We start from the raw sequence: 15012 nt of genomic DNA, 5'->3' as shown, positions 1-15012 counted from the left end.
CCATGTGGAGAGCATTCGCCGCGGTGAGCGCGCTGGAGTTCCGGACCCGGCTGCGCGACGGCACCGCCCTGGTGATCGCGCTGATCGTCCCGGTCACGCTGGCCACGCTGTTCAGCGTGGTCCTCGGCGGCGACGACCCGCCGCTGCGGGCCACGGTGGGGTTCGTGGACCTGGACCGCGGCGAGTTCCCCGCCGGTGTGCGCCGCGAGGTGATGGCCTCGGAGGAGCTGAAGGGCGTCATGACGCTGCGCGACCTGCCCGGCCGGGAGGAGGCGGCCCGCGCCCTGGACGCCGAGGAGATCGGCGCGGCGATCGTCTTCCCCGCCGGTTTCAGCCGCAGCGTGGGGGAGGGGAACGGCGGCGACGTGGCCGTCCTGACCTCGCCGAAGTCCCCTCTGGCCGGGGTGGTGGCGCGGGCGGTCGTGGACCGCATCTCCGCGCTGGTGGACGCCAGGACCCTGGCGGTGCGCGCCGTGCTGAAGGCCGGGGTGCCCGGCGACGAGGTCAAGGAGCTGGTGGAGCGCAACGGGGCGGCGGGACCGTCGCCGGCGCTGGAGGACGACCCGATGTCCGGCGGCAAGGTCGACCTGTCGGTCCACTACGGCTCCGGCATGGCGGCGCTGTTCGCGTTCTTCGTGGTCGGGGCGTCCTTCCGCGGCCTGCTGACCGAACGAAAGCTCGGCACGCTCGACCGCATGCGCGCCGGGCCGCTGGCCGCGTGGGTGCCGTTCGCGGGCAAGGCCGCGGTGGGGTTCGCGCTGGCGCTGGTCAGCGTGTGCGTCACCTGGGCGGCCTCCGTGCTGGTGTCCGGCGCGACCTGGGGGGACCCGCTCGCCGTGTTCACGGTGCTGCTGGCGCACGTGCTGGCCGCCGCGGCGATCACGATGCTGGTGGCCTCCCGGGCGAAGACCGACGCCCAGGCGGACGGCGTGATCATGGTGGTGTCGTTCGTCATGGCCTTCCTCGGCGGCAGCCTCGTGCCGATGTACAGCCTGCCCGGAGTGCTCCAGGCCGCCGCCCTGCTCACCCCCAACGGCTGGACCTCCACGGCGCTGACCGAACTGGCCGGCTCCGGAGCGGGCCTGGCCGCCGTCGCCGGGCCCGTCGCCGTGCTGTGCGCGATCACGCTGGTCGCCGGGGGCCTGGCCGTACTCGGGATGAAGAAGGGAACGCTGCTGTGAGCCCACGCCCCGTCCTGGCCCTGGTGGCCGCCAACCTGCGACGGCACACCCGCGACCGGGTGGGGCTGTTCTTCATGGTGATCATGCCGTTCGTGTCCATCGCGTTCGTCGGCATGGCCATCGGCAACGGCACGGGACGCCTGCCCGTCGGCGTGGTCGCGCACGGCTCCGACCCCGTCACCGCCGCCCTCCTGGCCGAGCTGGACCGCCGCCCCGACCTGGAGGTCACCCGCGTGGAGTCGGCCGCGGACCTGCGCTCCGGCGTGCGGTCCGGCGCGCTGGCCGCCGGCCTGGTCGTCCCGGACGACCCCGCCCGGCTCCGGCTCGTCGTCACCGAGGTCAACGGCAGCGGCATGGCCGCCCGCAGCGCCATCGACGTGGCCGTGGGCCGGGTGGCCGCCGTGGAGGAGGCCACCCGGGCCGCCGTCACCGCGGGCGCCACGCCGGCCCAGGCCGCCGCGTACGTCCGGCAGGCCCAGGCGGAGTCCGGCCGCGTGGCCGTCACCGGCGGGTCCGCGGGCGCCGCCGACCCGCGCGGTTTCGCCTACACCGCCCCGGCCAACCTGCTGCTGTTCACCTTCATCAACTCCATGGCCGTGGCCTCCGCCCTGGTCGAGAGCCGCCGGCTCGGCATGCTCCAGCGGGCGCTCACGGCTCCCGTCCGGCGGGCGTCGGTGCTGCTCGGGGAGGCGCTGAGCCGGTTCCTCGTGGCGCTCGCCCAGGCCGTGCTGGTCGTCGTGGTGAGCGCGCTGGCGTTCGGCGTGACGTGGGGCGACCCGCTCGGCGTGGCGGCGGTCGTGGTGGTGTTCTCGCTGGTCGCGACCGGCGCCGCCCTCCTGGTCGGCACCCTGCTGAACGCGCCCGACCAGGCCCCCGCCGTCGGCCCGCCGCTCGGCGTGGTGCTGGGCATGCTCGGCGGCTGCCTGTGGCCGCGCGAGTCGTCCGGCGAAGTGATCAACACCATCGGACACCTGTTCCCGCACGCCTGGGGCATGGACGCGCTGCTCACGCTCGCCCAGCCGGGCAAGGGCCTCACGGCGGTGCTGCCCCAGCTCGCCGTACTGGCCGGGATGGCCGCCCTGCTGCTGGGCGCCGCCCTGGCCCTGTTCCGCCGCCGAGCGCTGTCCGCCGCCTGAGGAGGAAAGATCATGACGTTGATGTCGTTCACCCGGGACCACGTGATGGACGTGTACCGCTACGCCGAGAGCAAGGGCGCGATCGAGGCCATCGAGGTGGCGGCGGCCGACCTCGGCATCGGCGTGGGGGAGATGCGGGAGGCGGTGCGCCATCTGACGGACAGCCACCTGCTGCGGCCGGACGACGGCGCCGGCGCCGTCGAGCGGTACGCCCCGGTCGATCCGGAGCTGGCCGCGGCGTCGCTGGTGTCCACCGTGGAGCGCGAGATCTACCGGCGGCGGGAGCTGCTCGACCAGATCAAGGAACGGGTCGGCCTGGTGGAGCAGTCGCCGGGCGCGTCCCAGGGCACCGTGGACTACCTGGCGGGGACCATGGAGGTGCGCGGCTTCCTCAAGACGGCCGGCGACGCCTGCCGCGACGAGGTCCTGGTGCTCCAGGGCGGCGGCGTGGTCGAGGACATGGCGGAGACCTACCTCGGCCTGGTGACCAGGGGGGTGACCGTCCGCATCATCTGCCAGCACCGCAACCGGGCCGACGTCGGCACCAGGATGCGGATGAAGCGGCTCACCGACGCGGGCGCCTCCGTCTACACCGTCAGCCACGTGCCGCGGTCGGCCATCGTCTTCGACCGCTCGCTGGTCGTGCTGTTCGGCGCGGACGACGCCGAGGCCAGCATCGCCCGCGTGCACAACCAGGGCGTCATCCAGTTCTTCCTCGACCTGTTCAACCACCTGTGGGAGATGGCCACGCCGCTGGAGGGCATCGACTTCGGCTACTCGGGCGTGGCCGACGACCTCCAGCAGTCGATCGCCGCCCTGATGGCCAAGGGCTACACCGACGAGGTGGTGGCCAGGAAGCTCGGCATGTCGGTGCGGAGCTGCCGCCGGCACATCGCCACCATGATGCGCGATCTCGACGCCACCAGCCGTTTCCAGGCCGGAGTGCAGGCCGCCAGGAAGTACCTCACAGCGGGGTGACCTCCTCGACTCCGGCGGGCTCGCCTCCTACCGGGGTGAAACCGGCCGGAGTGAAAGCGGCGGGCCCGGAACCGGCCGGAGTGAAAGCGGCGGGCCCGGAACCGGCCGGCCTGAGACCGGCGGGTTCGGAACCGGCCAGGGTCACCCGGTCCAGGGCCACGCCGGCCAGCGCGCGGGCCCGCTCCACGACGGTCTCGACGCCGAGTGTCAGATCCTCGAACGACATGCGCGGGTCCAGGCACAGCCGGACCGAGCTGTTGGCGTCCTCGGGGGAGAGGCCGATGGCGGTCAGGACGTACGAGGGCTCCTGGGAGCCGGAGTTGCACGCCGAGCCGGTGGACAGCGCCACCGACCGCAGGCTGGAGACGAGGCTCTCACCGCGTACGCCGGGCAGCACCACGTTCAGCACGTGCGGCACGCTCACGTCCGGGTCGCCGTTGACGCGCAGTCCGGGGAATCCGGCCGTCAGCACGTCCAGGGCGACGGCGCGAAGTTCGAGCACCCGCCGCCACTCGGCGTCCCAGCGTCCGGCGGCCAGCTCGCACGCCTTGCCGAGGCCGACGACCAGGTGGGTGGGGACGGTGCCGCTGCGGAGCGCGTGCTGGCCGCCGCCGTACATGATCGGACGCAGCCGGTGGCGGATCTCCGGCCGCACGTACAGCGCGCCGACGCCCTTGGGGCCGTGGATCTTGTGGGCGGACAGGGACAGGGTGTCCGGCTCCGTGTCGCGCACGTCGATGGGGATGCGGCCGGCCGCCTGCGCGCCGTCCACGTGCAGCAGCGCGCCCGCCTCGTGGCAGAGCGCGGCCATGGCCCGCACCGGCTGCACGGCTCCGATCTCGCTGTTGACCCAGGCGGCCGTGGCCACCCGGGTGTTCAGATCGAGCAGCCCGGCCAGGTGGCCGAGGTCGACCTGGCCGCTCGGGCGCACCCGCATGGTCCTGGTCCCGACGCCGCGGGCGGCCAGCGCCTGGCCGACGGCCAGCGACGACTTGTGGTCGGTGGGGCAGAACACGCCGTTGACCGGGGCGGTGTCACCGTGGGCGAACACACCGAGCAGGGCGATGTTGTTGCTCTCGGTCGCGCCCGAGGTGAACACGATCTCGCCGGGGCCGGCGCCGATCAGCCGGGCCACGGACTCGGCCGCGGCGTCCACCGCGCGCCGTGCCCGCTTGCCCATGGCGTGCGGCGACGAGGGGTTGCCGTACTCGTCCCGCAGGTACGGCATCATGGCCTCCAGCACCTCGTCGTCGACGCGGGTGGTGGCGCAGCCGTCCAGGTATATGGGCTTCATCGGGGATCACCGCCGGAACGTGCTGACGGTGACGAGCTTGTCGTAGATCTCGTCCTCGGACATCTCACCGCTGCCGCCGGGATCGGCCACGACCACCCGCATGCCGGGCAGGTCGTACAGGCCGAGCGCGATGTCGACGCCGGTCTCCACCGGCCGCAGGCACTCGCCGGGCGCGAAGATCAGCAGGTTGCGGTGGCCGGCCCTGTACACCTCCGAGACCATCTCGGTGATCTCGCCCGCGCAGCCGGTGACGCCGCAGCTGATCAGGGTGCGGTAGTTGCCGTCGGCGTCCAGGAAGGCCACCTCGGTGTCGTTCCGGCCGGTGTCGAGGTAGCGCTTCTCCAGGCGCCCCGCCTTGACGAGGCGGTCGGCGGCCTTCTGGAAGCGGTACTTCAGCCAGGTCTCGGGGAAGGCCAGGGGGTGCTTGCGGCTGGGCAGCACGCTGTCCCCGTTCAGCCCGGCCTCCCGCAGCGTCTTCTCGTACGAGGACGGCAGCGCGGACATGCCGGCGAAGAACTCCGCGCGGAGCTCGCCGGCCGGGCGGCCGCCGGCGGGCACGTACTGCCAGTCGTTGATGAGCAGCAGCAGCCGCACGTCGGCGCCCGCCGCGGCGTAGCTCCGGAGCAGCTCGGCCGACATCCGCCACGTGTAACCGGGGAAGATGCCGACGCGGCCGGCGACGCGGCGGCGCATGGTCTCGTCGTGCTGCTCCTCGATGACGCCGGGCGTCAGCCGGCCCGTCTCCGGGTCCTCGAAGAGCATGAAGTGACCACCCATGATGACCAGGTCGCCGAGGTCGGCGGCGGGCAGCTCGCGGTCGATGGTCTCGCGTAACTCCTGCTCCGAGGCGACCAGGCGGCGGCTTCTGACCACCTGTTGTCCGTTGAGGGTCTGGGACATGACGTTCACTCCCTGTGACTGGGAATAGGGGTGGTGGAGGTCTGCGGGACGGGGGTCAGGCGGGCGGCCAGCGCGCCCAGCGGCGTGGGACCGGCGAGCTGCTGGAGGGTGAGTCCCCGCCAGCCGCGGCCGCTCAGCTCCGCCAGCACCCGCGGGATGCGCAGAGCCCTGCCTCCGGCCAGCGTGTAGCTGTCGGACGGGTCGACGCCGGCGAGTCCGTGCGCGTCCCGTACGGCCGCCAGCAACGCCTGCACGGCCTCGTCGGAGGGTGCGGCGGGCGCCGGGGGCGCGGTGGGTACGGCGGGTGAGACGGCTAAGGCGGGCACGGGGAGTGTGGCGGGCGCGGGGAGCGCAGAGGACGCAGTGGCCGTCTCCGGGGCGGAGGGCACCAGGGCCGCCAGCTCGGTGAGCCGCAGGTCGTCGCCGGCCGCCAGCACCAGGCGCTCCATGCCGCGCAGGAACCACTCGACGGCGCCGGCGTCCATGACCGACGACATGGCGTGCAGGGAGAGCGAGACCGCGTCGCGCCACTCGTCGATCCGCAGGTACGTGTCCAGCCCGCAGTACGCCCACGACTCCGGGACCGGGTTCCAGGTGAAGGCGGTGCGCCGCCCGCCGTACTCCTTGGTGCGCTGCTTGATGAAGTTGAGCTCGGAGCTCAGCAGCACCGGGCCGCCGCGCCGCGACCCCTCGCGCGAGACCATCTCGACGATCTCGTCGTAGGGGACGTAGGCGTGCTCGCGTGCCCGCGAGAAGCTCCCGGCCACGCGGCCGAGCAGCTCGCCGAAGGACGGGTCGCCCGCGCAGTCCACCCGGACGAGCGTCGGGGAGAACATGCAGGTCATCACGTCGGGGAAGGGATGCGTCTCGCGGTTGCTGACGAACGACAGGAACCCTGCCGAGTCGCCGCCGGTGTAGATCGCGGTCATCGCCGCGTACGCGGCGACGTGCACCAGCGACGGCCACACCCCGTGCCGTCCCGCGGCCGTCCGGGCGGCCCCCGGCAAGAAGGGCGAGACCAGCGTCGCGTGCCGGGCCGGGGGGCCGTCGCGCTCCGCCCGCCGGCGGGCGAAGGGGTCGAGGGGGAGGCGGGCCACCTCCTCCCGCCAGTGCGCCATCGCCCGCGCCGCCGTGATCGCCGCGTCCGCCGACGTCTCGTGGCGGGCCAGGTCGGCCGGCCGGTTCCGGACGGGGGACAGCGCGGCCGGGCGGCGCGCGGCCATCCCGGCGGCCTGCGTACGCAGTTCCCGCTTGATCTCCCCCAGCGTCCAGACGTCCACCGCCAGGTGGTTGAACACCAGCACGCACGCCTTCGGCGCGCCCCCGGTGGTGACCAGGCAGGCCCGGATCGGCCACTCCCCGGCCGGGTCGAACGGGCTGCGGGTCAGTTCCTCGACCGTCTCGACGGGCCCGGGGGTGCCGTCCCGCTCCGTGGTGACGACCCGGACAGGCAGCGGGCGCGGCGGATCCACGTGCTGCCCGGGCTCGGGGTCGAGCCGGTACGTCGTCCGCAGGATCTCGTGACGCCGGGTCAGATGGGTGAGGATGGCCTTCGCCTGGGCGACGGTGATCCCCGCGGGCACCTCGAAACGCAGCACCACGTGCGTTTCGTGCTGGTGCTCCGGAGGAAGCTGATGGACGCGCAGCCACATGTAGCGCTGCCCCCAGCACAGGCCTGCGGATTTCATGAGACGTTCACCTCGGCGGATTCCATGAAACCGGACATCTTGAGGATTGGGCTTCACCGCGTGTCCGGCAATGGTCACGCAATGACCGGTTCGGCGGCGGAAAAGCTGCCAGCAGGGGTCGCTTGACCGGGGCCCCTGTTTTTCGGAAACCTCTTTTCAAGGGGATGATTCCGTGAGATGAGGACACCTCGCCATGCTGGAAATACCCGACAGCTTCAAAAGCCTTCTGAGAATCCATCTGCCGTACGCGGACGCGGAGCGGCTGACCCCGCAGGACCAGCTGGGCGCGCTCGGCCTCGACTCGATGGGCGTTGTGCGGCTGCTCGTGGACGTGGAGAACACCTACGGGGTGGAGCTGCCCGACGACCTGCTGAACGAGTCCACGTTCAGGACGGTCGGCTCCCTGTGGGGCACCCTGTCGTCGTGCCTGACGCCTCCGCCCCTCTGACGCCCCGCTCGCCGGCGCCGCCACCCACCGGGCGGCGGCGCCCCGGACCGCGTCCATCCCGTACCGTGTCCGTCTCGGACCGCGTCCGCCTCAGACGGTGTTCAGGGCGGCGGCCGTGGCACGGCGGTCGACCTTGCCGTTGGCGTTCAGCGGCAGCTCCTCCAGGATCGTCACCGAGCGCGGCACCATGTAGCCGGGCAGCACCTCCGCCACCCCCCTGACCAGCGCCACGGGGTCCAGCCCCGTCCCCGTGCAGGCCGCCTCCAGGCCCAGCTCGCCGTCCCGTCCCCGCACCGCCAGCACGACCGCCTCCACCACGCCCGGCCGGTCCCGCAGCGCGGCCTCGACCTCGCCCGGCTCCACCCGGTGCCCGGAGATCTTGACCTGCTGGTCCAGCCGTCCCAGGTGAACCAGCGTGCCGTCGCACCAGGCCACCCGGTCGCCGGTCCGGTACCACAGGTCCGGCGCGACGGTCCCGCCCGCCGTCGCCGCGTCGCGCGCCGCCACGCCGTCGAAGCGGGCGAACCGTCCCCGGTTCACACCGGGGTCGGCGTACCCGGGGAAGCGCTGCACGCCGCGCAGCAGCAGCTCGCCCTCGGCGGCCGGCCGTCCCCCGCCGTCCACCACCAGGTGCTCGACCCCCGGGTACGGCGTCCCGATCGGCACCGTCCCGTTGGAGGTCTCCGGCCAGCGTCCCGGGTCGGCCGGAAGGCGGTATTCGGCGCAGCTGATGGTCAGCTCCGTCGGACCGTACAGGTTCTCCAGGACGCTCCCCGGGGCGGCCGTCCGCCACGCCGCGGCCTGGGGCAGCGTCAGCGGCTCGCCGCAGAACAGGCTCCACCGCAACGACGGCATAGCGCCCGGAGTCAGCCGCCGCAGCCGCATGGCCAGCGACACCACCGACGGCACGCTGAACCAGTGCGTCAGCTCCTCGCGGGCCACGAAGGCGACGGGTTTGAGCAGGTCGTACGGGGCCGGCACGACCAGCGTCGCCCCGCTGCCCCAGGCGGCGAACATGTCGAACACCGACAGGTCGAACGTCAGGTCGAACGTCTGCGACAGCCGGCAGCCCGGACCCAGCTCGTAGCGGGGGACCACGTGCGACAGGTACGCGTCCACACTGCGGTGGCGCAGCGGCACGCCCTTCGGCACACCGGTCGACCCCGACGTGAACAGCACGTACGCCAGGTCGTCCGGGCCGGCCGGAAAGGCGTCGGGCACGACGCGCGGCGGGGCGTCCAGCCGGTCCAGGCTCACCGCCAGCGTGGCGGCGGGCAGCACGGGCGGCCGGAGGCCGGCGTCGGCGAGCACGAGGCCGGGCCCTGCGGCCGCCGTCACGGCGCGGTTGCGCGCGGCGGGCGCGGACGGGTTCAGCGGCACCGCGGTGGCGCCGAGCCGCTGGATCGCCAGGTAGCCCGCGTAGGCCAGGAGGCTGCGGGCCGCGTACAGGCCGACCCTGGCGGGCGGCTCGCCGCAGGCCGCGACGATCTCGGCGGCCAGCCGCCGGGACAGCGCCTCCAACTCGGCGTAGGTGTGACGGCCGCCGCCCACCTCCAGCGCGACCCGCTCACCGTGGCGGGCGGCGGAGTCGGCGAACCACCGGTGAAGGGTGCGTTCCATGGGACTCTCCGGGGTTCAGCGGGGCGGCTCTGGCGGCTCGGGCGGGAACAGCGACGGCGGCAGGTCGCCGCGCGCGCTCCACAGGTCCTTCAGCGCGCGCCCCGGATCGGTCGCCGCCAGCCGTACGCCGTCGGCGATCGTCCGCATGATGTCGGTCATCGCCCCGGCCGGCAGCACGTCCGGGTCGGCCAGCATCAGCACGCTGGTGCACCCGCCGCGCACCTCCACCCGCACCCGGAACGCCTGGCCGTACTGCTGGGCGAGCGGTGTCCAGGCCAGCGAGGCCGGGGTGGGGTCGTGGGGGTCGCTGGGGCGCCGGTCCACCTGGATGTAGTTGAACCAGGCGCGGAACAGGTGGTTGACCCAGCAGTCGTGCTCCGGCCGCTCGCCGTGCCCGGCCGCCGTCTCGGCGATCCTGTCGAAGTCGTAGGCGGAGTGCCGGTACGCCTTCGCGCTCGCCCAGTGGAGCCGCCTGACGTGCTCGGCGATCGTGGACCGCGGGTCCACGGCCGTGACGAACGGGATGAGCTGGTTCATCGTGCCCACGTTGTGCTGGTCCTCCGGCGCGAACCGGTTGGAGGACATCAGGCTCATCGTCACCCGGTCCACGTCCAGGTGGCGGGCCAGGCCCGCGGCCACGAACGCCATCACCACGGCCGGGGCGGTCACCCCGTGCCGCCTGCCGGCCTCCGCCGCCAGCCCGCCCAGGCCGCGTGACCGCAGCGTCAGCTCCAGCCGGTCGCGTTTCACCTTCGCGGGCAGCGTGGGCAGGACGTCCATCAGGCCGTCGTCGAGCACGCTCCGCCAGTAACGCTCGGAGCCCTCCTGCCGGGGCCGCCACGACTCCTCCCGCTGCCGCCGCGCCAGCTCGCGCGGCGGGGACCCCACCGGCGCGGTCGCCCGCGGGTCGGCCGTCAGCGCCCTGAACTGGTCCTGAAGGTGGTGGATCGACCACAGGTCCACGATCAGGTGGGAGAACGACAGGCACAGGTACATCGGCTCGCCCCGCGGGCCGACCAGCCGGCCGCGCCAGTTCAGCGCGTCGCTCATCGCGAACGGCACCGTCACCAGCTCGGCCTTCGTCCGCTCGTGCTCGGCGGGGTCGGTGACGATCCGGTCGATCCGCTCGATCGGAAGCTCGACGTCCTCGTGGACGTGCTGCACCGGACGGCCGCCCCGATCCCGGTAGGTGGTGCGCAGCACCTCGTGCCGGTCCACCAGCCGCCGCAGCGCCTCGTCCACCCGCTCGCCGGAGAGCCCGCGCAGATCCCAGGTGGTCGGCAGGTTGGCCTCCGCCAGCCAGTCGTCCGGATACCGCTCTATTTCCCGCCAGCTGAAGAGCTGGCCGTTACTGAGAGGCGCCTCGACGGACATGTGATCTCCTCCGCAGCTTTCTCCGCCTGTCATTCTCCGCGGACGAGAACGATCGGGGTCAAGGGCGGAGCCGGTGGCCTCCGGTGGCCAGAAGCGGTGGCAACTACATGTCGGCGATCCGGGAGTGTGCCGGGACGGAACGCAACCTTAAAGTCGCAATGGATTAAGTCATGGCCGCGTTCCAGATCGGCTGTCGAGTAATTCTTCGGAGCCGTTCCCAGGCAAGGCGTCGATACCTGACGCTCCCCGAGGCGTGAAGCTTGAGGTGGCGCATTGATGGCTGGTGAGTCGACACAGCGGGCCGAGAACGAGGGGCCGGTCGCCGTCGCCGTCGTCGGCATGGCGTGCAGGCTCCCGGGAGCCGCCGGTCCCGAGAGGTTCTGGCGGCTGCTGCGCGAGGGCGTGGACGCCGTCACCGAGGCGCCCGAGGGACGGGCGGCGGAGGGGACCGCGTACCGGCGGGGCGGGTTCCTGGAGGACGTGTACGGGTTCGACCCCGGCTTCTTCGGCATCTCGCCCAACGAGGCGGCGGCGATGGACCCGCACCAGCGCCTGGTGCTCGAACTCGCCTGGGAGGCGCTGGAGAACGCCCGCGCCGTCCCGGCCTCGCTGCGCGGCAGCGCCACCGGGGTGTTCCTGGGCGCCATCTCCAACGACTGGGCGGCCCTGCAGGACCGGATCGGCGGCGCCGGCCGCCACGCCTACACCGGCGCCAACCGCGCCATGATCGCCAACCGGGTGTCGTACGTGCTCGGCCTGCGCGGTCCCTCCCTCACCCTTGACACCGGCCAGTCGTCGTCGCTGGTGGCCGTCTGGATGGCCGCCGAGAGCCTACGCCGCGGCGAGAGCGACGTGGCGCTGGCCGGCGGCGCGAACCTGAACCTGCTGCCGGAGACCACCGACGCCATCGGCGCGTTCGGCGCGCTGTCGCCCGACGGCCGCTGCCACGTCTTCGACCACCGCGCCAACGGGTACGTGCGCGGTGAGGGCGGCGCGCTGGTCGTGCTCAAGCGCCTCCCCGACGCGCTCGCCGCCGGCGACACCGTGCACGCGGTGATCCTGGGCGGGGCGGTCAACAACGACGGCGGCGGCGAGGGCCTCACCGTGCCCAGCGGCCGCGCCCAGCGGGACGTCATCGCGCTGGCCTGCGACCGCGCCGGGGTACGGCCCGCCCAGGTCCGGTACGTGGAGCTCCACGGCACCGGCACCAAGGTCGGCGACCCCGTGGAGGCCGCGGCGCTCGGAGCCGCGTACGGGACCACCCGGCCGGCCGGCGACCCCCTGCTCGTGGGCTCGGTCAAGACCAACATCGGTCACCTGGAGGGCGCGGCCGGCATCGCCGGGCTGCTCAAGGTCGTCCTGTCGCTCGGGAACGGCGAACTGCCCCCCAGCCTCAACTTCGAGTCCGCGCCCCCGGAGATCCCCCTCGGCGACCTGCGCCTCCACGTCGTCACCGAGACCCGGCCCCTGCCCGGTCCCGTGGTCGCCGCCGTCAGCTCCTTCGGGATGGGCGGCACCAACTGCCACCTGATCCTCGCCTCGCCCCCCGCGCGGGCCTCCGTCCCGGGTTCCGCTCCCTCCTCCGGTACGGAGGACGCGGGTACGGAGGACGCGCCCTGGACGCTGTCGGCACGGTCGGAGGGGGCGCTGCGGGAGTGGGCCGCGCGCCTCACGACGCCGGCCGCGGATCCCGGCACCGGCCCGGCGGACGTGGCGCTGAGCCTCGCCCGGACCCGTACCTCCTTCGAACGCCGCGCCGTGGTCCTCGCCCCCGACCGCGGCGCCCGCCTGTCCGCGCTCCGGGCCCTGGCCGCCGGGGAGCCGCACGACGCCCTCGTGACCGGCACGGAGACCGCCGGCGCGCGTGCCTTCGTCTTCCCCGGACAGGGCTCGCAGTGGCCCGCCATGGCGCGCGAGCTGATGACGGTCTCGCCCGTGTTCGCCGGACGGCTCGCCGAGTGCGCGGACGCGCTGGCCCCGTTCACCGGCCTCGACCTCCTGGACGTCCTCCGCGAGCGCCCCGGCGCGCCCGGCCTGGACCGGGTGGACGTGGTGCAGCCCGCGCTCTGGGCGGTCATGGTCGGTCTGGCAGAGGTGTGGAGGTCCCACGGCGTCGAGCCCGACGTGGTGATCGGCCACTCCCAGGGGGAGATCGCCGCCGCCGTCGTCGCCGGCGCGCTGACCCTGGACGACGCCGCCCGGGTCGTCGCGCTGCGCAGCCGGGCCATCGCGGGCATCGAGGGCTCCGGCGGCATGATGTCCGTGGCGGCCGGCCTCGACGCGGTGGAGCGGGCGATCGCGGACCTGTCCGCGCCCGTCACCGTGGCCGCCGTCAACGGCCCGCGCTCGGTCGTCGTCTCCGGTCCCCGCGAGGCGCTGACCGCCCTCGCCGGCCGCCTCACCGACGTCTCCACCAAGATCATCCCGGTCACGTACGCGTCCCACTCCCCGGAGGTCGAGCGGGTACGGGAGGAGGTCCTGCGGGACCTCGCCCCCATCCGCCCGCAGAGCGGCGCCACCGTGTTCGTCTCCACGCTCACCGGCGAGCCGATGGACACCGCCGGTCTGGACGCCGGTTACTGGTACCGCAGCCTGCGCAGCCCCGTCCGCTTCGCCGAGGCGGTGCGGGCGGCGCTGGGCGGGCGGCACTGCGGGTTGTTCGTCGAGTGCAGCCCGCACCCCGTGCTGGTGACCGCGGTGGAGGAGACCGCGGAGGCGGCGGGACGGGAGGCGGTCGCGGTCGGCACGCTGCGCCGCGGCGAGGGCGGGCGCGACCGCCTGCTGCGGTCGCTCGCGCAGGCGTACGCGTGGGGCGCCCCCGTGGACTGGTCCGGACCGTGCGGCGAGGCCCGGCTCGTGGACCTGCCGTCCTACCCCTTCCAGCGCCGCCCCCACACCTCCGTCCCCGCCGCGCGCCGCCCGGCGGCCCTGACCCCGTCCGCCGGGGAGGCCGTACCCGAGCAGGCCGTACCCGAGCAGGCCGTACCCGAGCAGGCCGGGCCCGTCCGCTCCAGGGGCGAGCTGCGCGACCTGGTGCTGTCCGCGACCGCGCGCCTGCTGGGCTACGCCGGCGCGTCCGACATGGAGCCCGGCCGTACGTTCAAGGACCTCGGGCTGGAGTCGGCGGCGGCCGTCGAACTGCGCGACCGGCTGCGCGCCGCGACCGGGCTGCGGCTCCCGACCGGCCTCCTGTACGACCACCCGACGCCCGAGCGTCTCGCCGCGCACCTCCACGAACTGCTGACCGGCGGCGCGGCCGAGCCGGCGGCCGAGATCCGCGGCGGCGACGACGACCCGATCGCGGTGGTCGGCATGGGCTGCCGCTACCCCGGCGGGGTGGCCTCCCCCGAGGACCTGTGGCGGCTGGTCGCCGGCGGCGCCGACGCGATCGGCGAGTTCCCCCGGAACCGCGGCTGGGACCTCGACGCGTTGTCCGCCACCGGGCCGGACCGCTCGGGGACCAGCGACACCGGGCACGGCGGTTTCGTCTACGACGCCGACCTGTTCGACGCCGCGTTCTTCGGCATCAGCCCGCGCGAGGCCACGGCGATGGACCCGCAGCAGCGGCTGCTGCTGGAGATCTGCTGGGAGGCCGTGGAGGGGGCCGGGATCGACCCGGCCGGGCTGCGCGGCTCGCCCACCGGCGTGTTCGTCGGCGCCATGGCCCCCGACTACGGCCCCCGGCTGCACCAGTCCACGGGCACCGCGGACGGTCATCTGCTCACCGGCACCACGCTCAGCGTCGTGTCCGGTCGCGTCGCCTACACCCTGGGACTGCGGGGACCGGCCGTCACCACCGACACGGCCTGCTCGTCGTCGCTGGTCTCGATCGTGTTCGCCGTGCAGGCGCTGCGGCGCGGGGAGTGCTCGCTGGCGCTGGCCGGCGGGGTCACGGTGATGTCCAGCCCCGGCATGTTCGTCGAGTTCAGCAGGCAGGGCGGGCTGTCGCCCGACGGCCGCTGCAAGTCGTTCTCCGCCTCGGCGGACGGGACCGGCTGGGCCGAGGGCGCGGGCGTGGTGGTGCTCGAACGCCTCTCCGACGCCCGCCGCAACGGCCACCCCGTCCTCGCCGTGATCCGCGGCGGAGCCGTCAACCAGGACGGCGCCAGCAACGGCCTCACCGCCCCCAGCGGCCAGGCCCAGCAGGACGTCATCCGCCAGGCGCTCGCCGACGCCGGGCTCGGCGCCGGCGACGTCGACGCGGTGGAGGCCCACGGCACCGGAACCAGGCTGGGCGACCCGATCGAGGCCGAAGCCCTGCTGGCCACCTACGGAACCCGTCGTCCGGCCGGCCGTCCCGTGTGGCTCGGTTCGATCAAGTCGAACATCGGTCATACGCAGGCCGCCGCGGGGGTGGCGGGTGTGATCAAGGTGGTGGAGGCGTTGCGGCGGC

At 73.9% G+C, this 15012-nt stretch carries 10 protein-coding genes; 5 read left to right on the top strand and 5 right to left on the bottom strand.

What is annotated here, in order from left to right; translation table 11 throughout:
• Window positions 1-2 precede the first annotated feature (2 nt).
• The 3 genes from AB0D67_RS29215 to AB0D67_RS29205 are packed head-to-tail and all read left to right on the top strand — an operon-like array spanning window position 3 to window position 3295.
• On the top strand, window positions 3-1181 hold the full coding sequence (locus tag AB0D67_RS29215; protein WP_362942909.1) for an ABC transporter permease: 1179 nt from the start codon (window positions 3-5) through the stop codon (window positions 1179-1181).
• Complete coding sequence (locus tag AB0D67_RS29210) at window positions 1178-2317, top strand: ABC transporter permease (protein ID WP_362942906.1); 1140 nt, start codon at window positions 1178-1180, stop codon at window positions 2315-2317. The genes AB0D67_RS29215 and AB0D67_RS29210 overlap by 4 nt, the downstream gene beginning before the upstream one ends.
• Before the next feature lie 12 nt (window positions 2318-2329).
• Entirely contained in the window at window positions 2330-3295 is a 966-nt protein-coding gene (locus tag AB0D67_RS29205) for a hypothetical protein (protein WP_362942903.1), read from the top strand.
• Here the strand turns inward: AB0D67_RS29205 and AB0D67_RS29200 are convergent.
• From AB0D67_RS29200 to AB0D67_RS29190, 3 genes are read right to left on the bottom strand one after another with little or no spacing between them, the layout of a single operon-like run.
• The gene (locus AB0D67_RS29200; RefSeq protein WP_362942900.1) at window positions 3282-4589 is read right to left on the bottom strand and encodes a cysteine desulfurase family protein; all 1308 of its coding nucleotides are present in this window, start codon (window positions 4587-4589) and stop codon (window positions 3282-3284) included. The genes AB0D67_RS29205 and AB0D67_RS29200 overlap by 14 nt on opposite strands.
• 6 nt (window positions 4590-4595) lie before the next feature.
• On the bottom strand, window positions 4596-5489 hold the full coding sequence (locus tag AB0D67_RS29195; protein ID WP_362942897.1) for an LPD16 domain-containing protein: 894 nt from the start codon (window positions 5487-5489) through the stop codon (window positions 4596-4598).
• Window positions 5490-5494: 5 nt separating this feature from the next.
• The gene (locus tag AB0D67_RS29190; RefSeq protein WP_362942894.1) at window positions 5495-7177 is read right to left on the bottom strand and encodes a condensation domain-containing protein; all 1683 of its coding nucleotides are present in this window, start codon (window positions 7175-7177) and stop codon (window positions 5495-5497) included.
• A gap of 193 nt (window positions 7178-7370) precedes the next feature.
• On the opposite strand from AB0D67_RS29190, the gene AB0D67_RS29185 reads away from it, so the two are divergent.
• Window positions 7371-7625 (top strand): phosphopantetheine-binding protein, encoded by a 255-nt coding sequence (locus AB0D67_RS29185; protein WP_362942891.1) that lies wholly within the window; start codon window positions 7371-7373, stop codon window positions 7623-7625.
• 90 nt (window positions 7626-7715) lie between these two features.
• Here AB0D67_RS29185 and AB0D67_RS29180 read toward each other — a convergent pair whose 3' ends face one another.
• On the bottom strand, window positions 7716-9245 hold the full coding sequence (locus AB0D67_RS29180; protein WP_362942888.1) for an AMP-binding protein: 1530 nt from the start codon (window positions 9243-9245) through the stop codon (window positions 7716-7718).
• A gap of 15 nt (window positions 9246-9260) precedes the next feature.
• Window positions 9261-10619: a condensation domain-containing protein gene (locus AB0D67_RS29175; protein ID WP_362942885.1), complete on the bottom strand. Its 1359-nt coding sequence runs from the start codon at window positions 10617-10619 to the stop codon at window positions 9261-9263.
• A 276-nt stretch (window positions 10620-10895) separates the two neighbouring features.
• Between AB0D67_RS29175 and AB0D67_RS29170 the strand changes: the two genes are divergently transcribed.
• The coding region (locus AB0D67_RS29170) for a beta-ketoacyl synthase N-terminal-like domain-containing protein (protein WP_362942882.1) at window positions 10896-15012 on the top strand (4117 nt) is incomplete at its 3' end.

The sequence above is a fragment of the Streptosporangium sp. NPDC048047 genome (assembly GCF_040653115.1).
GTDB lineage: Bacteria > Actinomycetota > Actinomycetes > Streptosporangiales > Streptosporangiaceae > Streptosporangium.
This window is presented reverse-complemented; position numbering and strand designations above follow the sequence as displayed.